The organism is Streptomyces sp. CB03234, assembly GCF_001905885.1.
Lineage (GTDB): Bacteria > Actinomycetota > Actinomycetes > Streptomycetales > Streptomycetaceae > Streptomyces.
On sequence record NZ_LIYH01000005.1, the window covers coordinates 243,098 to 267,941 of the forward strand.

Sequence of the window (24,844 nt, forward strand, 5' to 3'; positions counted from 1 at the left end):
GATGACCAGCGCAGCCATGCGTTTTTCCATCCCCGCCACGGCTCAGTCCCGCGTCCGTCAGCTTGTCGAGGCCACCAACGCCCGCGCCGCCGTCCACCACCTCAGCGCGTACACGCTCGATATCTCCAAGCCGTTCCTCGCCGACTACCACGACATCGACGGCCGTCTGATTGGCCAGCGCCCCACCGTCACCGTGACGATCTCCGGTGACATCCCCCGTCACCACGGCTGGACCGTCATCGCCCGCCTGGACCACGACGCGGAGGGCGAGACGATCACCAGCCTGTTCCCCGGTCTGCCCGAGCAGGACGCCGAGGCCGCGCGCCAGTACCGCGCCATCGAGAACTTCTGCCACGGGTGCGCCGTCGCCCGCCACCGCACCGCCACCTATCTCGCCCGCCACGAGAACGGCGAGATGCGGCAGTTGGGCACGACGTGCGTCGAGCCGTACACGGGTCTGCCGATCAAGGGGCTTGAGGCGCTGTGGAGGTTCGGCACGCTGAAGGACTCCGATTGGGACGGCGACGAGGGCGGCATACCGGCCGATCTCCGCATCCCGGTGGCCGAAGTGTTGCGGGTGACCGCCGCCATCGTGAAGGCCGAAGGCCGGTTCTACAGCCGGTCCGAGCAGTGGAAGAACACCCAGCCGACCGCCGACGGGGTCGAAGCGTACTTCTTCGACCGCAAGGCCCCGATGGAGTGGCGGGCCGCGCTCGACGCCGACCCCGACGCATCGAGCACCGCCGCCGCCGTCCGGGCATGGGCCGTCCAGGGGTACGGCAGCCTCTCCGACTACCGCCACAAGGTAGGCCAGCTGGCGAAGGGCGAAACCGTCGACCCGCGCCACCTGCCGACGCTCGTGTCCGCTATCGCGGGGTGGTACCGCGACCAGGAGAAGGAGGCCACCGAGCGGGCCGCCCAGAACTCCCGACCGCAGGGCACCGTGGGCGAGCGCATCACCACGAACGCCACCGTCACCACCGTGATCGAGCTGGAAGGCCGTACGTACGGCTACCACACCCAGCGCCGCCGACTGGTGAAGTTCCAGGACCCGAGCGGCAACGTGTTCGTCTGGTTCAGCTCCGCCGCCGACGTCCCCGACCAGGGCGACGAGGTCGAGGTGACCGGCACGGTCAAGGACCACAGCATCTACGGCGAGACCGCACAGACCGTACTCACCCGGTGCCGCGTCGCCGCACGGGAACCGGTCGCCGCGTAGCAGGCCCCCGGCCGGGCGGGAGGCACCGCCCGGCCGGACCCCGGCCGCCGGGCCGTGGGGTGGACGGCATCGAGCCGCCCACCCCACGCTCCGCCCACTGCCGTCCGGGCCCGACCGCGTCGGCGGCCAGCCCCGCTCACCGGCCCCAGTACGAAGGGCGTCCCTCCGGGACGGCTCAGCCTGGCCCGGCTCGCAGCCGGCCGGAACGTCCGGGCCGCGGGCGGCCCTCCCGCCCCGTCCGGACGCCGGACCGAAGGGCGTGCCCTTCGGGCACGACGGCGCTGTCCGTCGCGCTCCGCGCGACCAAGGGCGGCCCCCCCACGACGGAGGCACGGCACGTCGCCGCCCGCACCACCGAGAGACCCCGAGGAACACCCCTATGCCCGAGAACGCGTGCGCCGTCAGCCCCCAGGCCGCCACGGCAGGAGACCCGTCTCCGCAGACGTGCATCCAGGTCGCCAGACAGGCCGCGATCCTCGCGGTCACCGCAGCCGACGACGCCATGACCGCCGTGTGCCGCAGCCGATCGGGCGCCACCGCCCGCCTGGAGGCGGTCATGCACGCCGCCCACAAGGAAGCCGTCGAAGCCGATGAGTACGCCGACCGCGCGGAGCAGTACGCCGACGACCCCGCGATGCCGAGCGGCGCGCCGTTGTACTGCGCCCGCCAGGCCGTGGACCACGCCTTGCGTGCTCAGTCGGCCGCCGGAGTCGAGACGACGGCCGCCGACCTGCGGGCCGAGCTGGAGCGGAAGTTGACGGCGGCCGAGTACGCCGAGCAGGAGAGCGCCCGCCGTCAGCGGGAGGCCGAGCAGGAGGCCGAGGATCGGGCGGCCACCGGCATGGACCGGGAGAACCGGGACCGCGCGGCGAGGAACCGGTATCTCGCCCAAGGGCATGTTGCCGAACTCGGCTGGACGGCGGGACACGTCCGTGTGATGGAGGCCGCCGAGTCCGGCCGTCTGTACTGGCGGGGCGGACGAGCCCGGCAGGCAGCACGACACGGCGTCTGGGACGGCGGCCGGCGGCTCAGCCGCGAACGGACGCAGGCCCTGTTCGCCGCCCGATTCCTCGTCGCCGTCCGCCAGGACGACAACACCCGAACCCTGGTCCCCAGCCCGATGGGCCAGGTCGCCCTAGAACTCGCCCGTCTCCATCCGGCCGGGCTGTACGACAGCGACCAGGCCGCCTACGAAGCGCGGTTCGCCAAGGTCAGGCGACGCCACAAGCGCCGCGACGACCAGAAGGCTGCCGCCCGCCTGCTCCCGCCGCTCGACTCCAGCGCACGGAACCTGTACCGGAAGCCGCTTCTGCTCACCGAACAGCAGGCCCGCGCCGAGCGTGACGCCGTCGACCGGTGGGAAGGCGAAGGCGGTTCCTGCCCCGCGGTGAAGGCGCCGCGCCCGCCATCCACCCCGGCCGAGCCGTCCTTGGCCCCGACAACGACATGGTCGAGCGGGAAGCCCGCCGAGCAGTTCACCTTGTGGTGACATCTGGTGCCGGCCGGAACGACTTCTTGCCTCCGGCGGGTCCTCTCTCGGAGGGGGTGGGGGCTGGTTGGTTGGGTGCGGCGTCGTTGTGGTGCGGGTGGGGGAAGGCGGGGTTCCCTCCTCGGTCGGACACCCAGGGGCGTATCAGGAACCCGGTCACGGCGTCCAGGCCGAGCCGCTGCGCGGTCGCTGCGCGAGCCTGGACACCGCGCCCGGAACCCTGATCCGGTGGAGCTGTCCGACCGAGGAGGGAACCCCGCCCAGGGCCCGTTGTGGCCGGGCCCGGCAGAGCGGGCGCGGGTCGGGCGTGGTGAGAAAAGGCCAGTTCAGAGCCATATCCGGGTTGACCCAATCCCTAGAACATGGTTTAATTACTGATGTCGGAAGGGGAGGGCAACCCCCGACCGGCACCGGTAGGCCGACCGGCCGCCGACAGACTCTCTCACCAGGAGACAAACGATGAACACGCCTCTCACCGTCGCAGAGCTGGCCCACCCGATTGCTCTCGAACTCGGCGGGAACTGGCGACCGCAACCCGCGCGCCACGGCGTCCAGGAGCTGGAGCACGCCGCCACCTTCACTCATCTGGACGGCCGACAGCTTCACCTCTCCGAGCGGTTCGACGACCCCGGCCACCTGCACATCCGAGGCGCGTTCCCCGCCACCGACTACCCGTTCCGCAGGGGCGAGCGCGACACCGTCCGAGTCGCCATGACCGAGGACCCGGCAGACATCGCGGCCCGGATCGCCGCCGACCTCATCCCCGCCCACCGCGACGTTCACGAGCGGGTGACCGAGCACAACCGCGCACAGGCCGAGATGCGGCGGGATGTCGAGGAGGCCGCACGCGATCTTTCCGCCCGCCTCCCCGGAGCCCGGACCCGAGTTGATGGCACATCTGCTTTCGTTTACATGAACCTTGAACCGGGAGAGGTCCGTATCGGGCTCGACGGCGACGCGGTGAGCCTCGTACTCAACGACGTACCCCGGATTATCGCCGACGCCGTTGTATTCGCGGTGAGTCGCTTTCTCCCTAGCGTCCAGACCCCCGAAGACGAGTACGGCGAATACGTCGACGGATACGCCCTCTAATTCCCAACGTTTCAGGGTGGCGCGCTTCCGTAGCGCGCCGCCCTGGGCAGAAAGGCCCCGTGATGAGCGCCGACGTATTCGTTATCGAGCCGCAATGGATCGTGCAGGCCCCGCACCTCCGGTGCACCCTCAAACGCGCCCTTGCTCTCCAGGCCACCCAAAATGTGTGGTCCAGTACCGAACACATCAACAACGCCGTGGCAATGGCCTACGGCGATCAACTTCCGGACTCCAGCCGATGGGAACTGACCCACTCCCAACTCCGCACACTGAAAATCGCCATTGAGTGGCGCAGGGCCAGGCGTGCGGCCAGCGACAAGAAAACCGCCCCCGATATCCTCGAACACTGGACGCAAATAGAGGACGAGGTCATAGCCGCATACCGGGCCGTGAGCAACGAAGCCGGGTTGTACTGGATTTAGAGGGTTGCCAAGCACTCAAGAACATGGTTTAATTAATGATGTCGGGAAGGGGGAGGGCAACCCCCCGACCGACACCGTGGGCCAGCCGGCCCCGGACGATCTCTCACCAGGAGGACCGCGACATGCCCCGTAAGCCGAAGATGACCGACGAAGAGCGCCGGGCATACTCCGCCAAGATGCGCGGTGAGCTCGAAGCCGTCATGGATCGCGCGTACGGCGCGATGGTCGGCAGTGAAGAATTCTGGGCCACCGTCATGCGCACGGCCGCGAACCTGACCCACCCGGACCGCGACGACCGCAGCCCCACCAACTGCATCGCCATCGCCGCCCAGCACCCCAACGCCACCCACGTACTCAGCTCCGGAGACTGGCGAAAGGCCGGACGCTTCCCGGTCAAGGGCTCCACCTCCCTCCGCATCTGGACGCCGATCAAGCGGCGGCCCGAGGAGGGGCAGGAGGCCGCGGCCTCTGCCGATGGCGGGCAGCGCGAGGCTACCGGGGAGACCGCCGGGGACGAGGTGCGCAAGGTGTCCGGCTTCAAGGCCGGGCCGGTTTTCGACATCAGCCAGACCGACGGCGACGCCTACGAGCCGCCCGCCGCCGCCCCGCTCGCCGCCGAGGTCATCCGCGATGTCCTGGTGAACCAGTACCGCGACCAGTACCACGAGGACCCGGAACGGGCGGGAGGGTTCGACTTCACCCAGGAAGCCCCCGACAACGCCGTCCGCATCCTGCTGTACGGCCATGCGTGGCGACGCATCACCGAGGCGGACGCCCCACTTCCCGGCCAGCACGCCGCCGAAGTCGCCTCAGCCGCCCACGTCGCCGCACTCATCCTCGGAATCACTCCGGGCCCCGCCGTCATGCCGCCGCTCGCGGGCATCATCACCCAGGACAAGAAGCCCCCGGTGCATGAGTCAGCCGTGCGCGTCATCGAGACGGGCCGCGCCATCGCCCGCGCCGTCACGACGGCCGCCGAGCGCCGCCGCGAACTTGCCGTGACCAGTTGACCCAGACCTAAGAACATGGTTTAATTAATGGTATCGGAAGGGGGAGGGCAACCCCCCGACCGAGACCCCCGCCGGGGTCGACCGACCCCGGCGGAACCTCTCACCAGACAGGACACGACATGCTCACCACCGACCAGAAGCCCACCGTCCAGGACTTCCCCACCGCGACGCTCGTCATCGCCGGACCCTGGTTCCGGGGCCACCAGCTCGACACCCGCCCCGCCGTCGTCGTCGGCCCGTTCGGCGGGCCGGAGTTCGCGGACGAGGCCACCATGTCCGTGGTCTGGTTCTTTACCCTCGGGGCCCCGCAGCCGGGTGACAGCGTCCAGGCGATGTTCCCGCACGAGCTGACTCCGCTTGACGACACGCTGACCACGATGCACCAGGACACGTTCCGCGACATCGTCCGCAGCCTGCGCCGTGGCCGGTTCGCCTACGACGACGGGGACGCGCTCCGCGCCGCCGTCCGCCAGGCATGGCGCGAGCGAGCCGGACTGGCCGACGCCGACCCGGCCGCCCGGCACACCCTCCACCGCAGCTGACCAAGGCCCCGCCGGTCCGGGGGAGGGCAACACCTCCGGACCGGCAGGCCCCCCAGCACCCAGCGGACACCCCTTCGGGGCGGCAGGACAGGTCCGGTGCGTTCACCGCCGCCGGCCGACTCCGCCGCAGGCGGCTCCGCCGACCGACGACGGGCACCGGACCGCAGCGGACGCGCCCCGCGGGGGCGCGGCAGCCCCTGTCGTCGCGCAGGCGCGACGACCCGCGAGCCGATCGTCCCTCACGGCCCGCGCCGGTGGTGCAGCGCCGCTGCCAACGCACGGTCCGCCCTGCGGCCGGACCACAAACTCTCACCAGAAAAGACCAGTTCAGTGACTATCGAGATCACCCACACCCGTCGAGAAGGAACCCTGATCGAGGGCACGAGCCGGGGCGACGGATCGGCCGAGATCCTGCGACTTCGCGAGTACGGCCGGACCCAGCGCCAGCCCTTCCGCTGGAGCAGGAACCTTGACTGCTGGTACCTCCCGCACAGCCGTGACCACGCCACCTACACCCCCTCGCTCGAACTCCTCGCGCAGCGACTCCGAGACGCGGGCTTCGAGGTCACGTTGACCATCGACAACGCCGACCGCCGCTCGTTCTCCGACGCCGAGAAGGAGCGGGAGGAGAAGGCCGAAGGCCGAGCGGAGAGGTTCGGCGGATACGCCGCCAGCGCCGCCCGGAATTCCGAGGCCGCGTGGAAGTCGAGCCACGAGATATCCGAGCGGTTCGCCTTCGGGCAGCCCATCCTCGTCGGACACCACTCCGAGGGCCGCGCCCGCCGTGATCACGCGCGGCTGGACAACGCGATGCGCAAGAGCATCAGCGAGCGTGACCGCGCCGACCACTGGACCGGCCGGGCGCAGGCCGCCGCGAACTACGAGCGATTCAAGAAGGACCCCGGCCGCACCCTCCGCCGTCTCGACAAACTGCGGGCCGACCTCCGCGCAGTCGAGAAGTGGCAGCGCGGCGAGTCCGCCAAGGGCTACTCCCGCAACCCCAACGACCCGGAGCTGACGATCCGGCACGAGGAACTGACCGAAGAGATCGAGCACTGGGAACAGATCATCAAGGACGCCGAGGCCGAAGGCTTCAAAGTCTGGTCGAAGGCCGACTTCACTCGCGGTGACTTCGTTCTCTACCGAGGCACCTGGTACGAGGTCCTGCGGGTCAACCCCAAGTCGGTCACCATCCCGCACATCCACAACGGCACCGGCAAGCGCATCGTCCGCGCCACAGGCAACCGGCACGACGATTGGACCTGGACCGCCCCCTACGACGACGTATCCGGACGCAAGAGCGCCGACGAGATGCAGCAGCCGCCCCAGGCCGAGGCCGCCGAACACCAGGAGCAGGCCGAGCAGTCCCCGCCGATCGAGGAGCCGGTACCGGCGTCTGAGACGTGCGCGTCAGCCCCCGCCGCAGGGGCGAACTGGCAGGAGGGCATGGCGCTGGTGCTCATCGCCTCGAAAAACTCCCGCCGCACCCGCAAGCGCGCCCTGTGGGCGATGACCCGCCGCGAGGCACAGGCCGTGTGCGGCGACCCCCGCACCTCCGGCCGCTCGTACATGCTCACCTGGACCGAGCGGCCCGGCACTGAAGGCACCGACTGGGAATGGGTTCCGGATAACGGGAGCCTCGACCCGGTCCTTGAAGACCTGGGCATCACCCCGCGCCGCGAGTGGACCACCGCCCCGAAGACCGCGGCCGAGGCCGCGTAACCAGGCCCCCGCCCGCCCCCGCGGCCGAGCGCGCCGGGGCGGGCCCCTCTCTCACCAGAACAGGGCACCACCATGACCGCTGAACTCCTCGAACGACCCGCGACCGTCACCGTCCCGGACACCGGAGCGGGCAGGCTCATCGTCCCCGCGACCGAGGGCACCACCACTGTCCCGACGTACCGCGTCGGCGCCCCTGACATCCAGTGCCGGTACCCCGTGATCGTTGGCGAAGACCAGGTCATCGGCCGCGCCTACAGGTGGCACCGAGACTGGCTCGTCCTCACCACCGAAGGCGAACACAACCTCCGCCGACCGCCCAAGGGCGTCCCCGGCACCGACATGGCCGCCGCCCATCTCGTGCAGCAGTACGCCGCCGGTCGGATCGGCACCGTCCCCCTGGACCAGGTGCTTGCCGAGGCCCCCACTCCACTCTGCGGGCCGGTACCTCTTCTGCACCCCCGGATGCCGGTCACCGATCGCAACATCGAGAGCGCGCTGACCGCGTTCGCGGGGCTCGCGGCCCACCACTGGCGGGCAGTCCTGACCGGGTTCCCGGGCAGCGACAACCACTGGTACCTCAGCTGCGAATTGTGTGACTGGGAAGGTCCGAAGTTCTGGTCGCACTTGCGCGGACGCAACGGAGAGCCGCCGAGCCCGCGCCGCCACAAGGGCGGGTGCATCGGAGAGGACAAGGTCCGCCGACTGATCCCCGCCTACCAGTAGCAGCCCCACCGGGGGCGGCGGCAGTGCGCCGCCGCCCCCGCCCTTCCGAAGGACAGCACCGTGCCGACCCGCCACACCCCCGAAAGCCTCCTCATCGCAGACACCCCGGCCGCGATCCTGGAATGGGCCGCCCGCCACATCGAACACGTCGGCATCCACCAGGGCCGCCGTCTGTTCGCCGGTCCGGGCCGTACGGCCACGCTGCCGTGCTGGCCGCGCGGCGCGCTCGAAGTCGCAGCCGGCCACGGGCGGGGCGCCGCCGGCCGGACGTACGACTGGGACCGCATCAACCACGCCCGCGACCAGGCGTTCGGCCTCCTCGCGGAAACCCTCACCGGTCACCCCATCGAGGCTGACGAACCCGCCTCCGCCAAGGCCCTGCACCGGGAAGTCATCGACCGGTGGAGCGCCGAGCCCGGCCGGACCGCCGCCGACGCCGCCCACGCGTTCCGCACTGCCGCCGCTCGCGCCGCACACGCCCTGTTCTGACAGCCACCCGCCACCAACCCAAGTCATCGAAGGCCAGCACGATGAACGAGACGACAGCTTCCCGCAGCACCACCAGGACGCCGAGCCGCCGAGGAGCCGCCACCCCCAGCCGGGACGGCGTCCACCGACTCAGCGTGCCCCTCGCCCCCCGGCTCAGTGCAACCGAGTTGATCCGCGCACTCCTCGCGGCCCCAGTGGAAACCGACCTCTCCACCCTCGATCCCGTACAGACCCGCTCGCTCATCGCCGACGTGCTCACTCAGCACGGCTACGACGTGCTCGACCGATCGCCGTACTACCCGGAGCTCGACCGCCACCAGGAGGCCCTCCGCGCAGTGCGCCGTGCGTACGGGCCGCGATTCCTCGACGCCCCCGACGAACAGGCCGTACTCGCTGACCCGCTCCGCGAAGTGCTCGCCGCCGGAAGCGGGAAGTCGTGACGGCGTCCACCACCGAGCCGACCGGAGCACGGGCACGACAGACGTACTACTGGCGGGTGCGCAACGCGCGGACGCCCCAGCCGCCCATGAGCGCGGGGCACGTGTGGCACATACAGCCCGGCCATCCCGGCGGCGCGTACTGCGACCTCGGCCACGAGCTGGAGCCGCCCTCACACCACACCCCGACCCTGCTTTCCCGTAGCCGGCCGACCGGCCGCCGAGGGTACGAGCAGGAGTTCCGGGGCGGCTGTCTCGCGTGCGACTGGGAAGGCCCCGTGTACTCCGGCGACGGGTTCGGGGACGGCGACAACGAGGCGGTGGAGGACGCCCACGACCACTGTTTCCCCGGCTGGCGGACACTGCCGCCGATCACCACGGTCGAGGACCGGTGGGCCGTTCCGCGGAGCCGGAGCCGTTGGGCTCAGCTCATCGCCCAGTACCCGGCGGGCTGGGTGGACCAGGGCGCCCCCGTCGTGGCCTGGAGACGGTACCGCCGCGAAGCTCACGCTCCGCCGCACGCGGGACGCCCCCGCTACGAACTCCGCATTACCCGGCCACCGCGCGACCGGGTCCACAGCCCCGCAGATCAGGGGGCCCTCTTCTGATGGCCGCCGCCCTCCAGATCAGGGCCCCGCCCTGCGAACCCAAAGGTGGTTTAATTACCCCGCCGTCAGCGGAGCGGGCAACCTCCGGCCGGCCGCGTCCCACAGGACGCCGCGCACCCAGACAACAGACGACGGCCAGCGCACAAGGGCAACAAGGCGCTGGCCGTCAGCGTTCTCTCACCAGAAAGAACCCCACCATGCTATGTGACCGACACCCCGACTGTCCCCAGCCCGGCGACATCGCCCAGCTCACGAGGGGTAACAGCATCGGAGCCGATCCCACCGACACCTTCGTCATCGTCGAGGACTTCCCGCCGACCGGCCGGCACCTCGTGCTCAACCTGCCCGTCGACCACCCCGACCGCGCCGACTGGGCCGCCGCCGTCCCCCTGGCCGACATAGCCACCCTCACCCGGCTCGAACCGGCGGGCAGCCGTACGTGGACGCCAGCCCCAGACCCGGACGACATCCAGTAACCGCGCCCCGCGGTCACGACCCCGACCAAGAACAGGAGGCGACCGTGTCCCGCAAGACCGGCCGCACGCTCTACTCGCGCGCGGACCTGCGCAGGGTCCACGGCATCAGCGAGTCGACCCTTCAGAACCTCTGGACCGACCGGGAGAACAACGGGCACCCGCCCGTCGCGGACACCATCGACGGCGTCATGCACTGGGACGGCGATGCATGGGCGACGTGGCACCACGAGCTTCAGCGGCAGCGTGCCGCAGCCAGTACCACCAACCCGCCGAAGCTCGACGGCGACCCCGAAGAGATGGTCGGCCCCGCCGAAGCCGCGAAGGTCTGCGGGTTCGCCGACTCCACCACGGTCTCCCACTACGTCAAGAACCCGCCCGAAGGGTGGCCCGAGCCGGACGGCTGGGACGAGCTTCCCACCCGGCGGCGTCCGAAGTGGAAGCGCTGGAGGCTGTGGCAGTACCTCGCTGACCGCAAGGGTCGCGGTCACGCCGGCGGACGGCCCGCCGGCCGCCGCGGGCTGGCTTACCCCTACCAGGGAGACGAGCGGCTGACCCTCGCACGGCAGGCCATCAAGGCGAACCCTGGCGCGAAGAACGCCGAGCTGATCCCGCAGCTCCAGGAGCAGACGGAGAAGACCTACTCCCGTACGGTCTGGAACCTGATCCTCAAGTCCGCCCGTGAGCACCCCGAGGAGTGACCTGTGCCCGACGCCCGCTGTCCGCGCTGCGGCGGCCCGCTCGGTGAACGGCCCGCACGTTCCCGGCTGACCACCGACCGCGAGGTCTTCATCTGCACCGCGTGCGGTACGGACGAAGCCGTGCGTGAAGCCCGAGGTCAGGCGCCGGTGCCGTTCGGCGAGTGGCCCCTGAATACATAGCCGCCGGCCGAGAAGCCGCATGGCCAGCATGACGAAGGTCCCCGCTCCGATCCGGAGCGGGGACCTTCGTCATGTCGCCTCGCTGCGCAGCTTCCGCAGCCACTCACTCAGCAGCTCGGCGTTGGCCCTGTCCATCAGCATGATCATCGCGGTGCCGCGTAGTGCGGAGGCGACGGTGCGGAGGTCCTCATCGCTGTAGTCGGATGCGACGGCGAGCAGGTCCGCGTCGCTGTGGTCGCTCATGCGCAGGCCCAGATCGTTCATCCGCTCGACCAGCATGCGGAGCGCGCCTGCGGTATCGACAGCCTGGCGGGTGAGGTCAGCAAGATCGTCGTTCCGGTTCGCCATGTCTCCAGGATGGCCTGGGCACCCCGGCCCGTGCCGTCTCCAGAGGTAACAGTCCAACAGGAGATCAGGCTCCAGGAGCCTGATCCTCAGGAGCGACGAGGCCGATCCGAGTGCCCGAGGCTTCCCTCGTTGATCATGATCTTGAATCTAGAGGACCAAGGTATCGTCACTCCGTGACGATACAATCGGCCAAGATGACCGAATCTGATCGGGTGAGAGCGGGGGGTGAGCGGGCCGGTGGGATGGGTGACCATGATCGGCCCCTCCGACGAGCAGGTTGAGTACCGCCTTACCGGCGGTCACGGCTGCGGGAAGTCCACCACGGTCGACGCGGCCCTCCTCGTCGCCGCCATCGAGGCCAAGGCCGAAGCGGCGGGCGCACCCGTCGCATCCCTGCTCGGCTCCCGTGAAGCCAAGCGCGCCTTCTTCCGCGCCCGCGGACTGATCCGCAGCAAGGGTGCCGCGCGGTTCACCGGGTTTGACGCCGTTGAAGTCGCCTCCGCAGCCGGACTCGACGCCCGCGACCTGTACGGCGAACAGGTCCTTCCCCGACCGGCCGCCGACGGACAGGTGGACTACCACCTGGACGCCAGCGAACGCCCCTTGGTGTGGATCGGCAACGGCCTCAACGAGTTCGACATCACCCCTGGCAGCGTCCTTGCCCCGGAGCACTTCCAGGCGGCCCGCCGCCTTATGCATGGCGAGGACCCTCGGACCGGGCAGACCCTCGTGGAGCCCAAGCTCGCCATCGCGCCGGCCGCGAAGCTCCCGGCCGCTCCGCTGGCTCGTGCGATCCGCCGCGCCGCTGCCGAACGCAGCGTGAACCCCGTGACCCTGCTGGACTCCAAGAGGAAGCAGGACGCCTTCCGTCGGATGGAGAGCCAGCTCAAGCGATTCGGTGAATCGCACCGGGTGCCGGCCTCCACCGTGCTCAAGCTCGCCGACGCCGTCGGCATCGACGCCGTCGCCCTCTACGGCGAAGACGTGCTGGGGAAGGCCGTGGCCGCCGAGGCGGGCGGCCACCTGGACGCCCGCGCACTCCTGCGCTCCGTCGAGGCCCGCGCCACTGAGACCGGGCAGCAGCCCGCCGACCTGTTCACCGCAGCTTCCATGAAGCGCCGGTACGTCCAGACGGCGGGCGAGGGCGAACGCCGCCTTCGAGACCTCCCCATGGCCGTACGCGAAGCCGTCGCCATGGCCAAGGCGGCAGGGCTCGCGCCCGAGGACGTGTGGGACGCGGAGGAGATCAAGGCCGCTCTCCTCGAAGGGCGAGTGCAGGTCGGGAACTTCGGCGCCGACGTCACCTTGGATCTCGCAAAGTCGAAGTCCGCGTTCCTCGCCTACGCGCCGGAGGAGATCGCCGCCCAGGTGGAGGGCATCTACACCTCCGCCGGCCGCGAGTCCATCAGTGCCCTGGAGCGGTGGACCGCGTACGGCATGCGCGGTCGCCACGGTGACGGTGACGAGGCGGAGACCGTGGGGACGAGCGGGTTCTCCGGCTGGATGATGGTGCACCGCGCCGCCCGGCCCGTGGACGGCGCGCCGTACGGCGACCCTCATTTCCACCTGCACTTCACCCTGGCCAACATGGTCAAGGGGATTGACGGCAAGTGGTCCACCATGGCCAGCGGGGGCCGCGACCTCCACCGGCACGCCCGGGCCACCCAGTCCCTCATGAACGCCCGTATCCGGAGGGAGCTGACCGACAAGTTCGGCATCAGCTTCCGCCGCGAGGAGCGAACCGGCGCGTGGGAGATCGCGGCGATCCCCGAGGCCACGATCCGCCTCTTCAGCAAGCGTGACAACCAGGTCCGGGACCTGCTGACGAAGCTGGGCATCGACTACGACAGCGCCACCACCCGCGAGCGCACAGCGGCTTCCACCGCGTCCAAAGCCGCGAAGAACGGAGAAGCCGCAGGAGTCGCGGACGACGTCCTGCGCGAGTACTGGCAGGCCGAAGGCCGCGCCGCCGGTGATGAGCCCGAGGCCATCGCGGCCAGCGCGATGCAGCAGGACAGCCCGAAGCAGAACCCGGGCTTGGACGAGCTGTGTGCCACGATCTTCGACCCGAAGACCGGCCTGACCAGCCACTCCAAGGACTTCACCCACGCCGCCGCCATCGCCGCCGTCCTGGATGCCCTCCCGTACGGAGTCGCGGACGCCGAGGAGGCCGAACGCCTCACCGACTCTGTCCTCCGGCACGCGGGGTACGCGGTCAAGCTCAACCCGAAGGGTGCACAGCACTTCGCGCATGCGGACCGGTACACGACGGCGGACGTCGTTGCCGCGGAAACGCTCATCGTCTCGGAGGCGACAAGCCGTCTCGGCGCGCAGGCCGCCGTCGTCAGCCGCGACACGGTCGAGATGACCCTGTCCACCGTCGAAGCCCAGCACGGCGGCACCTTCAAGTTCTCCGACGAACAGCGCGCCGTCCTCGACCGGCTGCTCACCGCCGGACACGGGATCGACGCCGTGGTGGGCATCGCCGGGGCGGGCAAGACCACCATCATGGACACCGCCCGGCAGGCGTGGGAGGCCCACGGACTCGTCGTTGCCGGCGCCAGCACGGCCGCGGTCGCCGCCGCGAATCTGAAGGCCGAAGCGGGGATCACCTCGCGCACCCTCGCGTCCTGGCTCACCGGCATCCGTACGGGCGGCGCCGGCCTCAACGGCGTTGACGTCCTGGTCGTGGACGAGGCGGCGATGTGCGATGACCGCGACATCGCCGAACTCCTCACCCACGCGGCGAAGACTGGAACGAAGGTTGTCGGCATCGGCGACCCGAAGCAGTTGCACTCGCCGGGCATCGGCGGCAGCTTCGCTGCCGTCCACCACCTTGTTGGCGGCCTCACCCTCAGCCAAAACTTCCGGCAGAAGGACATGGTCGAGCGCCGGGCACTGGAGCTGTGGCGCGACGACAACCGAGTGGAAGCGCTCCGAACCTTCGCCGGAACAGGGCGCGTGCACGCCCTCGCGGACAAGGACGCCACCCTCGCCGCGATGCTCACCGTCTGGGCGGACAAGCGCGCCGCGCACACCGACGACCACACCGCCGTGCAGCAACTCCTCATGCTCGCCGCCACCAACGAGATCGTGGAGGAGCTGAATCTCGGTGCGCGCGCTCTGCGCAAGGCGAGCGGCAATCTCACCGGCCCGGAGCACACGTACGCCCTGCCGGGCGGCGGCGAGCTGACGCTGTCCATCGGTGACCAGGTCCTCCTCCGGATCAACGACTACCGGGGCAAGAGGAGCCGAGGCGAGAACGAAGACGTGCTGAACGGCTACCGCGGGATCGTGCGAGCCGTGGACGAGGGACGACGTGTCCTGGTCGAGTGGCGCGAGAAGACCGCCGACGGACACCACGATGTCGCCGAATGGGTCGACGCCGACTACATCGCGCAAGGCGGACTCAGCCTCGGATACGCGATCACTGGCCACAAGTCCCAGGGCCTCAGTGTGCACGAGGCCCTGGTCTACGGTCCCGGCGCGCAGGCGAACGCGCTGTACACGATGATGAGCCGCGACAAGAAGGAGTCCCACCTCTTCCTGCCGCTGTCCGTCTACGAATCCGACGCCGACCGTGCACGCGGCGGTACCGCGCTCACCGAGCAGGAACAGCTTGACCGCGCTGTTGCCGGCCTCATCCGCGAGATCGAGAGCGGAACCGAGGAGCGCATGATCCTCACCGAACTCCCGAAGGACATGGTCCCCGCCCACGTTCGTCAGGCCGTAGCCGATCTACCGACCCCGTACGCTTCCGGAACCGGCACCCCGCACGAGGCGGACGCCGCCCATGACGCGCCGGAGTCCGATGACCGGCGTACCGCGGACACCACTGAGCGGCCCGCGACGCCGACCACACTTCCGGGACCGGCGCCGAGGGCTGACCGCTCGTACGCTCACCTCAGCAGCGCAGCCCTGCGCGACGCGGCGCGCAAGGCCGTCACGGCCGCGCGCGCCACGAGGACGGCGGCAGAGAAGGCGGAGGCCACCGCGGACCGCGCCGCACAGCAGGCCGCCGCCGGGACAGGGCCGAACGCGCTCGCGTTCAACCGTCGACACCAGGCCATTGCCGACCGGGCCGTGGCAATCCACGAACTCCGAGCACTGGGCGGCACCATCGGCGAACACACTGCTCGACTGCGCGACACGCAGGAGCGCATCGATGGTCTTGACCAGCAGTTGGCCGCCACTGGTCGATTCGGGCGCCCGGTGCTGCGGAGGGACGCGCGGGCTGCGGTCGAGGCGGACCGCATGGAACTGCTTCGTTCGTACGAGGAGACCGGGCGCGAGCTGGAGCAGATGAACAAGCGGCTCGACGAGGTTGCCGAGCAGGCTGGACCCGTCAGCGAACACGAAGCCGTGCTGACCGAAGCGGATATGCCGCAGCAGGACAAGGCCGCGCTCCTGCGACGTGCCAAGGAGAAGGACAACCAAGCAGCGAAGCGTCTCCAGGCGGAGGCAGCTAAGGCACGCAGTACTGCTCGTGGCGCCGACCAGCGGGCGGCCGGCCTCCAAGAGGAGATGGCACGGCGAACTCAACGTGGGCTCCAGCACGCCGACGCCGAGGAGTCCGCGTCGCCGTCCGCCCCGAAGCCCGAGTCCTCGTATGCCGACCGCACCACCGCGGATTTCCCGCAGCAGTATCCGCCTTCAGAGGCCGTACAGGACGCACCGTCCGTGTAGAAGAGGCTCGGGGCGCTTACGCCTCCGTGACGAAGACTGCGTTGTCCGGCATCCGGTCACGAAAACTCTCCGGGATGGTGCCCATCAGCCAAAGTCGGTGTGTCGCGTGCACGGCGCCCGTTGGATCGTTCAACAGGACGTAGTGGCGCACCTCGACCCCCGCGTAGCCGATCTCGGGCGGGAAGCCCTGCTCCTCGGTCCACGTCAGGTAGTGGCGGCCTCCGATCCGCAGCACGCGACGACCGTCCGGATCTCGATCCCCGAGCATCGCGTAGCCCCAGCACGTCAGCCAGAAATCACACGAGCTGCACACCCGGTACGCAGCCATCCGCGTGCCGACACCCCGGATCTCCTGATTGTTCCCCTTGCTCGGGCACAACTTGCACTGGAACAACTCGTACCCCTCGGGTACGCGCGCCCGCCTCACGCGCCGTAAGAGGCGGACCTACGCCGGATGTGCTTGCACCTCACACCTCGTTCGACATCCTGAAGCGAGGGTTTGCGGGACGCCCCGCAGTCGATGCATTCGCTCGGCCAGGGCATCGAGCGGGCACCGGGGTAAGGTCCCTTCGGTTCGTAGCCGGCCGCACGCATCACCTCCTCGGCCTCCTGTTCATCGGCGGTCACCTCGGTGGTGGGCGTGGGCCCGGAGACGGGCGGCGGGAGCTCGAAGCTCTGGGTGTGTCCCCCGAACAGCAATCCGAGGCTCACCCATCGCTGTGCCGCGATGGAACGGTCATGGCAAGTCCTATCTCGCACAACTACGGGTCGCGTCGCCTGGGCTTATACCTGGTGGCCCCGGCGATTTGCACGGCTAGCGGCCGACCTATGTCCCGCTCTCCCCGTGGAGGATCGCCGCCCTGGCTGCCCAGGCAAGTACGCTCTGGGCCCGCATGGACAGGCCGAGCCGGTTCCAGTGGAAGATCACGTGGTAGCTGAGCACCTGCCTCAGCCCGCGGTCGAGCGTTCCTTCCTGGACGGCGTGGCCGAGTGCCTGCCCGGCACTGCGGAAGGCGGCGGCACACTCGGCGACAGGCTCCAGCGGCCCGCCGGGGCGCACCATGGTGTCGCTATTGGCGAGGAGCAGGGGCCGAATGCCCTGGGCGAGGGCGTTGAGTCGGGCCGCCGGGACATCGCCGAGGGCCGAGCGGTGTTCGATCGTGATGACGCGGTCCCAGACGTCGCCCTGCTCGTACCACTCCAGCTTCGCCGCGCGCATCATGTGCGTGCAGAGGAGGACGGACAGTTCCCGCAGCCCGACGGTCGGGCTGTCGTGTTGCCGCAGCCGCTGCGCTTCCCGGCTGTCGGCGATGAACAGGGCGTGCGCGGCCGTCATGCTGGCCTCGCCCCCGAACGCTGCGGTTTCAGGCTCGTAGATGCCGGGCCACCAGCGCACGAGGTGGCCGTCGGCCACAAGGCGGTGCAAGCCGAGTCGGTCCAGGCCCTCCGCGGCGCCGAGCTGGGCGCCGATCCCCGGCCGGACGCGGAGACGCAGGCGCCAGCAGGGGTGCTTCCTGGTGTACCACCAGCCGCCGATGACGCCGGCGGTCTCCGCCTCCTGTAGCAGGGGCAGGACGTGCGCGGTGAAGGTCTCGTCGGCTTTCGCCCAGTCGGTGAAGTGGAGGTACACCTGCCACCAGTCGACCGTGGAGGTGTGCCGGGCCAGGGCCTCCCGACCGGCCTGGTCGTAGACCGCCACGGCGTCGGACAGGATCGTCGGCTCCATCCCGTACTGGGCTGCGACCTCGGGGATCGGCAGGCCGGTGAGGGCGGCGGCGACCGCACGCTCGATCGGGCTCGGCTCCGTCAAGATCAGTTGATCAAGAGACATGCGTCCCATCCGGTGATCGGGGCCTGCTGTGAGGCGTGGGTGGTCAGGGCGAGCGCGGTGCCGGCGTCACCGTTGATCAGACCGGGCCCGGAAAGGCCGGGCTGGGCGTTCGCCGCGAGGGTGTCGCCGAGGCCCTTCGGAAGGGTCTGAAGGCGAGGGTCGAGAGCATCGGCGGCGGCGCGGGCGGCGGTCTGGTAGATGCCTGCCCAGCCGTGGCACAGACCGGAGTCGGTGACATGCGCGAGCTGTTCGGGGTCGGTCAGGGCGCGATACAGGGCGTCCTCGTAGAACTTCTGGAGCGTAGGGGAACGGAGGGCAAGCCCGGCGAGTTGCCCGGCCCGCGCGATGCCCGTCGTGCCGTAGCACCAGCTCGGACGTGCGGGCGCATCGTGGTGGGGCCGTCCGCGGTCAAGGTCGCGCCGCGAGATGTGCTCGGGCCACCAAGGGCCGGCGGGCCCGGTCTGGCACCACATATCGAGGTGTGCGCAGATGGTCCACATGGCGTCTTGGTGGCCGCTGACGGTGATGCCACGGCGGAGGGCTTGGGCCAGCAGGAGGAGCGGGCCGGTGATGCCGTGGGCCACGCCGAAGTTGCCGTGACCGCCCGGGAAGTGGGGGGAGTCACCGCGGGCCGGATCGTACGGGACCCACCAGCCCGGCAGGCCGCGGCCGTCGGGGGCGAGGGGGCGGGTCAGGGCGACGAGGTACTTCAGGACTCGTTCCAGTGGCAGCCCTTCTGGGTCGGTCCGCAGGAGGTACGCGCCGATGCCAGTGAGGCCGTAGAAGAGGTCGTACTCGGAGAACGTGGGCAGGTACCCCTTGCGGATGCGGGTGAGCGCGGCGTCCACGCGGCGGTGGGTCAGGTCGATGATGTGCTGGTGCAGGGTCCGCCACGCCGGTTCGTACAGGTGCTGGAAGGACGGAGGGACGGTGGTGAGGACGAAGCCGAGGGCCGGGGCGCCGAGGAACAGCCCCGCGGTGTCGGCCGCGCTGATGTGCCCGGCCGCTGCGGCGGTGATCCACCGGTGGGCGGGGCGCCAGGAGCCGCCGTGACGGCTGGCCATCTCGATGTGCAGCAGGCTGATTCCGGCGGCGCCGTCGGCGAGGGACTGCACCGCCCACGGCTCGTCCGGGGGCGGAGGAGCGGGTTGTGCGAGGTGGGCGGTGTACTGCTCCAGGATTGCCGCGGTGGTGGCGGCCGGCGCGGTCATCGGGCCGCCATCCGGTGCTGGAGGGCTGCGGTTCGTACGAGCCGGATCGTGGTCTCCTCGGCGCGCGGATCGACGCCCAGGGCTCGGACGTGGTGCTGGTGCAGGAGCGACCGGGCGACGTCGAGCGGATCACGCTGGCCGGTCAAGGTCTTCCGGTAGGCGTCCACGGCGGCGGCGCGAGCCCGCCATGCTTCGGCGACCGCAGGGCCGCCGGGGAGGGCCGCGAGCACGGAGGCGCCGTTCGGCGCGGCGAGTTCGAGGACCTGGGTACGCAGGGCCCGGCTCAGTCGTCCCGTGCCTTGGGGGAGGTTGCGCACCAACCACTCTTCGGCCGCCGCGGTGTCCGGCGCCAGGGGGGTGACGAGGTGCAGGGCGCTGGCCGCGGCGAGGGCCTGCGGGGCGAGTGCGTCGGTGCGCTCGGTGAGCTGGATCTGCGCGAGGGCGGCGGCGGAGTCCGCGGCGAACACCTGGTGCGCGGTGTCCATGGCCGCCTCGCCGCCGAAGCGCCCGGTCTGCGGCTGGTAGGGAGCCAGGACGAGCCCGGCCGCCAGACCGGTCCCGTGCAGGCTGTCCGCCCACCTGCGGACGTGTTGGGCGGCGGCCCCGTATGCGTCTGGCGGCAGGTGCAGCGTGAAGTTGAGGTGCTGGTCGGCATCCGGGCGGGCCATCTCCCGGTGCCGGGTGAACCACCAGAGTGGCGGGGTGTCGCCGAACGCGGCGAGGAGGCTGGGCAGGTGGCGGCTCAGGATCTCGTCGTAGCGGCGCGGGTGGGCGTGGAGCTGCGCGAGCAGGACGTCGCCGTCGCCCGGAAGATGCCGCCCGGCGGCTAGCGCCGTGGCGGGGCGCGCCCGGGGCACATCGGCGGTGTCCGGCTCCGACCGGCCAAGGGAGAGCCAGATCTCGTGTGCCCGCCCGATCCAGCCGTGGGCGTCTGCGTCAGGGACCTCGCGCAGCTCCAGGCGCCGGGCGTTGTCGAGGTGGGCGCGCAGCGCCCGGCGGTGAACCGGGTGGGACAGGTCGAGGGGGAGGCGCTGGTCGTACTCGATGATGGCGACCTGCATCGGGACCCGCAGCCGGCCCCGCCAGACGGCGAAGGCGTTCTCCCACTCCTCGGTCGAGGCTTTGCGGCCGGGCAGGTCGTCGGCCATCAGCAGCCATCGGGCCTGCGTGAGGATGGTGCGGCGGTAGCGCACCCTGGGGAGGAACGGGAGCCGGGAGCCGGCGCCGAAGTCGAACGGCTTGTAGGCGGCGAACCGCCCGTGGGCCACTTCGGCGAGGAACCGGGCCAGCGGCGGGGTCTGCGTCCCACCTTCCAGGGCGTGCAGGACCCGCACGTCGATGCGCTGGCCGGTGGAGAGCTGCACGAGGTGGAAGCTGCGCGGGTCCGCGGTGACGGCGATGTCGGCGAGCGGGATCGTCGCCTCGTCCGTCTCCTGGTGTCCGGACAGCTCGATGACGTGCGGCAGCAGCCGCGGCGTACGGGTGACGTTCTCGTTGCGGTGGCGGCGCGGAGGGAACACGAGCTGCGCCGTGAGGCCGTCCGGCGCCCCGCGATACGTGGCGGCGAGCGCGTCCTGATGCTGGGGCGGGAGGACGTGGGCGAACCGGCCGGCCATGCTGCTGCCGGGGCGGGGGACCGCGGTGAGGAGGACGTCGAAGGTGCCGCTGGACAGTGCCCGGGTGCTGGGTGAGTGGACCTCGAAGGCGACCTCCACCCGGGGCACGAACAACCGCTCGTCCTTCCCGGCCGCCTTCTCCAAGGCGTCGACCATGTCATCCGTCAGCCGCAGTTCACTGCCGCCGTCCAGGAGGACCTGTTGCATCAGCGCGAGCAGCAGTTCGTCGCGGTCGGTGCGCACCTTCAGGGCGGCGCCGCGTTCGGAGCCGACGTATCCGGCGGGCAGGCCCAGGCCGCTGTCGGCGACCAGGTCCATCACCGGCACCAGGGCGCCGACGCCGTACCGGGCCCGGAAGCGGCGGTGGTAGTCGCGCCAGTGCTGGTAGCCGTAGGGCTGCGGGGTGGTCCGGTAGAGGGCGGACACGGCTGCTTGCACTTCCGCGATCACGGCCTGCGGGAGCTGGGTCTCGCAGTCGAGGGCGGTGTCGATGAGCAGCGGTGTCGGGGTGACGGGGGTGAGGGCGCGCATCCGCGCGGCGACGGCGCTCACGCTGGTGTCGGAGAGCGTCGGCTGGTGGGCGGACAGCTCGTCGCGCAGGGCGTACAGCTCGTGGACCAGGTCCCGCACCTCCGGGATGCTGTCTGCCTGGAGCCGGTCCAGTTCGCGGCACAGGTGCTGGAAGGCGTCCACGGTGGTCATGGGCGCCCAGAGGCTGGCGATGAGGAATTGCTGCTCGACCAGGCTGGTGAGAAGGGCGTCGATCTTCTCCGGTGTGGCCTGCGGGAAGCGGTCGCGCAGGTGGCCGTGGAGGTTGCCGTAGGGGATGGGGGTGCGGGCCGCGTCCATGGCGGCGGCCACCGGCCGGGCGTTGCGGACGGATATCTCGACCGGGGCCAGGAGGACGGCGTGGCCGTCGGAGGGCGGGCCCGGCGCCACGAGCCGGTCACCGCGGACGCGGGCGGCGTTGTTGGCGACGAGCGGTAACCGCTTCAGCAACGCGGGGGTGCCCTGGAGTCGGAGCACCAAGTCGGTGACCCATTCGGCGTCCGGCCGGATCATCGCGCGGTGCTTGTCGCGCCACCGCGCGCTCGCCCGGGGCCCGACGGACACCGGGGCGGTGCCGGCGAACAGGCCGAGCGGGGTCGGCCGGTGCTGCCACCGCAGGAGGTAGGAGACGGCCGAGAGCGCGGTGCGGCGGACGTGACGGGGCTCGGTCCGCCGGCCCTGGACGACGGCCTCGATGGCGTCGGACAGGACGGGGGTGGCCAGCTCCAGCGCGCTGCGGAAGTCCTCGCGCTGCCAGATGCGGTTCAGCCATCCGCGGGTGACGGCCACGTTGTCCAGGTTGAGGGTACGGGGGATGTCTGCCGGCCCGGGGCTGGTCGTGGCGCGCAGCATCGCAACGCCTTGCCACAGGTATCCGGCGGCTGCTCGGGAAGCCATGAGGCCCTTCCATGAGGCGGCGCGGGGAGGGGAGAGGGGCCTGTGGGCCGGGCGAAGCGCTTCGCCCGGCCCACAGGTGAGGGGTTGGCCTGATCAGGCCGGGTCCTCGGTGAAGGAACCGCAGGCGGAGGCACCGGTCGCGCAGGTGGTGCCGCAGCCGTCGCCCGTGGAGCACATGAGGTGGCCGTACGAGTGCTCGGCGATGACGACCTTCACGTCCAGGGGCGCGAAGTCGTCGTCCAGGTCCGCCGACGGCGCGGGCGCGACCGGGGGCGGGGCGAGAGTGGCGCTCGTCATGATGTGCCCTTCTTCTTGTTGGGGTGGTGCGGGATGACCTGGCTCCCGGTGTTACGCCGAGGGCCAGGAGAGCGAGATCCGGGTGTGCACCTTGTCGATGACCCGGTCGGCCGGGATCTGCTCATCGGGGGTGCTGGCCGGATAGACCCGGATGACCGGGCTGGGGCCGCCGCGCCGGTTGGCCTCCCAGTCGCGGAGCACGTCAGCGATCTTGTCGGCGAACTGCTCCGCGTGCGGGCCGAGGGCGTGCACGCCGTACTCCAGGTGCTTGTTGTCCTCGGTGCGGCGGGTGACGAGGTAGGCGAAGGTGTCGTCCTCGACGGCCGCGAGGGCGAACCGCTTGTTCACGGGGGCGACCAGGCCCGTGTCCGAGTTCTCATCGACGGCCATCGTGCAGAAGCCCGGCAGACTGATCGCCATCGCCATCTGGAGGGTGTCGATGAGTTCCTGGACGCGGACGGTGACACCGGTCCACAGTTCGTGGCGCGGGAACGTGACGGCGTTGTCGAGTCGGTGCGGGTCGGCCGGCAGGCCGTCATCGAACTTCAGCCCGATCTCCGGGGTGCCGTTGACGAGGAGGAGTTCTTCCCGGTGGGCGGTCGAGCCCTGCATCGGGACGAAGCCGCAGATACGCGCCGACTCGCTCTCCAGGTAGGTGCCGTGCTCGCCCGTGACCTGGGTGAAAGCGACCGACCGGGTCAGGCCGCGCATCCGCAGCGGGACGACGAGCCGACCACCCTGCTTGAGCTGCGCGGTCCAGGCCGGGGAGATGTCCCAAGCCCCGGCGGTCACCATCACGACGTCGACCTCGCCGAGGTCCGGAATCGGCTCGGCGGCATCGGCGGTGACGACGCGCACCCTGTCGTAGCCGTGCTCGTCCAGGAGCCGGCGCGCGCGGTCGGTGACGACGGGGTCGATGTCCACGGTGACGACTTCACCGCCCTCACCGACGAGCTCGGCGAGGTAGGCCGCATTCAGCCCGCCCGAGCCGATCTCCAGGACCCGCATCCCGGGCTTCACCTGAGCCTGCTCCAGCATCATGGCCTGGATCTGCGGCGCGGAGACGGAGCTGAGCTGCACACCGTGCTCGTCCGTCTTGGTGATCACGGCGGCGTACGTGTCGTACGCCTTGTCCAGCGGGGTGTCGGGAGTGAACTCGTGCCGGGGCACCTTGCGCATCACGGCTTCGACCTCCGGGGAGGAGATGTTGCCGTCCGCGCACAGCTCGTCCACCACCTTGTTCCGCAGGCGGGTCGCCTCGTCGGGATCGACGGTCGTGTTCGTCATGGACTTCCTTCGGTCGTTCGTGTTCGGGGGAGGTAGGTCGGCACCGCGTGCCGGTGGGCCGGGAGGTTATCGGCGAACGTCCTCCGTTCTTGCCGGACCGCCGAAGGTTGGCGGTTTCGTGCCGGACGGCGCGCGAGGGCTCGGCGCCGGTGGTGAGCCGCCCGGCGGCCCTGTCCGTATCACTCAGGACCACCGGGCGGCCGTCTAGGCGGCAGGCACAAGATCGTCCAGTTTGACGACCTCGTAGTCCCGCAGTTCGCGTACGAGCTGAGAGGCGAGGAACCAACCGATCTGGGGGTGGCTGTAAGGGAGGGGCCTGTCTGTGCCCGAGAGGGCTTGGATGCCGTTGGGACCGTACTGGTACGCCGTGCCGATCACGCCGTAGAGCGGAAATCGCCTGGCGAGGAGGGCTACGTGCCCCTTGCGCCTGAGCCGGGGGCACCGGCTCGCCGCCATCCGGGCGTGCGCGAGACAGACCGGCGGCTGTGCCGTTTTCACGGGACCGGTGTAGTCGAGGTCATCGGCTGTCTCCAGGAAGAGGATGCCGTCGCTGCGCTTCAACTGGACCGTGCACACCTGGCACCGGAGCAGAGCCATTGTCGAGCGCTGGCGAAGGGGATGGACCAGCCGCCACCTCGGGGTTCCGGTGGGCATTCCGTCGTTACCGAGCGACATTGAGTACCGGGCCCACAGGACGCCTCGCAGGTCCCGGTCGGGCGGTTCCTCGTCCACGTACGCCAGCCGTGGGCGGCGATCTGGACCAAGGCGTACACGCAGGTTGAGGAGGGATTCCGCTTCCTCGCCCTCGCGGGCGGTGATATACGGGACGATCAGGTCGGCTGCAGTGGTCATGCCGCGCCTCCTACGGGGGCCGCCAGGGACCGGCGCGGCGCGACGATCGTGCCGTTGGGCAGCAGTTCGCCGGTGTCCTCGACTATGTCCATCAGCCTTGCGGGTGTCTTTGATGTCCAACTCGCTGCCATGAAGGGGCCTTTCGGTGCTACATGGACGGGTT

The 24,844-nt window shown here is 70.4% G+C and carries 22 protein-coding genes; 14 read left to right on the forward strand and 8 right to left on the reverse strand.

What is annotated here, in order from left to right:
• Position 1 precedes the first annotated feature (1 nt).
• From AMK26_RS22415 to AMK26_RS22475, 13 genes are all read left to right on the forward strand, one after another.
• On the forward strand, positions 2-1,219 hold the full coding sequence (locus tag AMK26_RS22415; protein WP_073756514.1) for a hypothetical protein: 1,218 nt from the start codon (positions 2-4) through the stop codon (positions 1,217-1,219).
• 379 nt (positions 1,220-1,598) lie between these two features.
• On the forward strand, positions 1,599-2,708 hold the full coding sequence (locus tag AMK26_RS22420; RefSeq protein ID WP_073756515.1) for a hypothetical protein: 1,110 nt from the start codon (positions 1,599-1,601) through the stop codon (positions 2,706-2,708).
• Positions 2,709-3,167: 459 nt separating this feature from the next.
• The gene (locus tag AMK26_RS22425) at positions 3,168-3,800 is read left to right on the forward strand and encodes a hypothetical protein (protein ID WP_073756516.1); all 633 of its coding nucleotides are present in this window, start codon (positions 3,168-3,170) and stop codon (positions 3,798-3,800) included.
• A 62-nt stretch (positions 3,801-3,862) separates the two neighbouring features.
• A complete protein-coding gene (locus tag AMK26_RS22430) occupies positions 3,863-4,222 on the forward strand; it encodes a hypothetical protein (protein ID WP_143608591.1) in 360 nt (119 codons plus the stop codon).
• Between the two features lie 122 nt (positions 4,223-4,344).
• Positions 4,345-5,232 carry a hypothetical protein gene (locus AMK26_RS22435; RefSeq protein WP_073756518.1) on the forward strand — a complete coding sequence of 296 codons (888 nt, stop codon included), beginning with the start codon at positions 4,345-4,347 and terminating at the stop codon, positions 5,230-5,232.
• Positions 5,233-5,351: 119 nt separating this feature from the next.
• The gene (locus AMK26_RS22440; RefSeq protein WP_073756519.1) at positions 5,352-5,774 is read left to right on the forward strand and encodes a DUF6409 family protein; all 423 of its coding nucleotides are present in this window, start codon (positions 5,352-5,354) and stop codon (positions 5,772-5,774) included.
• 330 nt (positions 5,775-6,104) lie between these two features.
• Complete coding sequence (locus tag AMK26_RS22445) at positions 6,105-7,496, forward strand: DUF3560 domain-containing protein (protein ID WP_073756520.1); 1,392 nt, start codon at positions 6,105-6,107, stop codon at positions 7,494-7,496.
• A gap of 72 nt (positions 7,497-7,568) precedes the next feature.
• Positions 7,569-8,219: a hypothetical protein gene (locus AMK26_RS22450; protein ID WP_073756521.1), complete on the forward strand. Its 651-nt coding sequence runs from the start codon at positions 7,569-7,571 to the stop codon at positions 8,217-8,219.
• Positions 8,220-8,279: 60 nt separating this feature from the next.
• Entirely contained in the window at positions 8,280-8,708 is a 429-nt protein-coding gene (locus AMK26_RS22455) for a DUF6197 family protein (protein WP_073756522.1), read from the forward strand.
• Positions 8,709-8,749: 41 nt separating this feature from the next.
• Entirely contained in the window at positions 8,750-9,148 is a 399-nt protein-coding gene (locus AMK26_RS36725) for a DUF6181 family protein (RefSeq protein WP_143608593.1), read from the forward strand.
• On the forward strand, positions 9,145-9,753 hold the full coding sequence (locus tag AMK26_RS22465; protein WP_073756524.1) for a DUF6349 family protein: 609 nt from the start codon (positions 9,145-9,147) through the stop codon (positions 9,751-9,753). The genes AMK26_RS36725 and AMK26_RS22465 overlap by 4 nt, the downstream gene beginning before the upstream one ends.
• Positions 9,754-9,950: 197 nt before the next feature.
• Complete coding sequence (locus AMK26_RS22470) at positions 9,951-10,229, forward strand: DUF6211 family protein (protein WP_073756525.1); 279 nt, start codon at positions 9,951-9,953, stop codon at positions 10,227-10,229.
• Positions 10,230-10,273: 44 nt separating this feature from the next.
• Positions 10,274-10,927 (forward strand): hypothetical protein, encoded by a 654-nt coding sequence (locus AMK26_RS22475; RefSeq protein WP_241838017.1) that lies wholly within the window; start codon positions 10,274-10,276, stop codon positions 10,925-10,927.
• A 249-nt stretch (positions 10,928-11,176) separates the two neighbouring features.
• Here AMK26_RS22475 and AMK26_RS22480 read toward each other — a convergent pair whose 3' ends face one another.
• Positions 11,177-11,455, reverse strand: coding sequence for a hypothetical protein (locus tag AMK26_RS22480; RefSeq protein ID WP_073756527.1), 279 nt, complete (start codon positions 11,453-11,455; stop codon positions 11,177-11,179).
• 252 nt (positions 11,456-11,707) lie between these two features.
• Here AMK26_RS22480 and mobF point away from each other — a divergent pair, with 252 nt between their 5' ends.
• Positions 11,708-16,141, forward strand: coding sequence for a MobF family relaxase (gene mobF / locus AMK26_RS22485; protein WP_241838018.1), 4,434 nt, complete (start codon positions 11,708-11,710; stop codon positions 16,139-16,141).
• A gap of 16 nt (positions 16,142-16,157) precedes the next feature.
• Here the strand turns inward: mobF and AMK26_RS22490 are convergent, their stop codons facing one another.
• The 7 genes from AMK26_RS22490 to AMK26_RS22525 all read right to left on the reverse strand — a co-directional run bounded on the left by AMK26_RS22490 (position 16,158) and on the right by AMK26_RS22525 (position 24,681).
• A complete protein-coding gene (locus tag AMK26_RS22490) occupies positions 16,158-16,535 on the reverse strand; it encodes a hypothetical protein (protein ID WP_158071140.1) in 378 nt (125 codons plus the stop codon).
• A 432-nt stretch (positions 16,536-16,967) separates the two neighbouring features.
• Positions 16,968-17,951 carry a thiopeptide-type bacteriocin biosynthesis protein gene (locus tag AMK26_RS22500; protein WP_338015592.1) on the reverse strand — a complete coding sequence of 328 codons (984 nt, stop codon included), beginning with the start codon at positions 17,949-17,951 and terminating at the stop codon, positions 16,968-16,970.
• Positions 17,952-17,953: 2 nt separating this feature from the next.
• Positions 17,954-19,183 carry a lanthionine synthetase C family protein gene (locus AMK26_RS22505; protein WP_073756531.1) on the reverse strand — a complete coding sequence of 410 codons (1,230 nt, stop codon included), beginning with the start codon at positions 19,181-19,183 and terminating at the stop codon, positions 17,954-17,956.
• On the reverse strand, positions 19,180-22,245 hold the full coding sequence (locus tag AMK26_RS22510; protein ID WP_073756532.1) for a lantibiotic dehydratase: 3,066 nt from the start codon (positions 22,243-22,245) through the stop codon (positions 19,180-19,182). Before AMK26_RS22510 ends, AMK26_RS22505 begins: the two co-directional genes overlap by 4 nt.
• Positions 22,246-22,338: 93 nt before the next feature.
• Positions 22,339-22,542, reverse strand: coding sequence for an FxLD family lanthipeptide (gene fxlA / locus AMK26_RS22515; RefSeq protein WP_030881377.1), 204 nt, complete (start codon positions 22,540-22,542; stop codon positions 22,339-22,341).
• Between the two features lie 51 nt (positions 22,543-22,593).
• Complete coding sequence (gene fxlM / locus AMK26_RS22520) at positions 22,594-23,829, reverse strand: methyltransferase, FxLD system (protein WP_073756533.1); 1,236 nt, start codon at positions 23,827-23,829, stop codon at positions 22,594-22,596.
• A 204-nt stretch (positions 23,830-24,033) separates the two neighbouring features.
• Positions 24,034-24,681 carry a hypothetical protein gene (locus AMK26_RS22525; protein WP_073756534.1) on the reverse strand — a complete coding sequence of 216 codons (648 nt, stop codon included), beginning with the start codon at positions 24,679-24,681 and terminating at the stop codon, positions 24,034-24,036.
• Positions 24,682-24,844 lie beyond the last annotated feature (163 nt).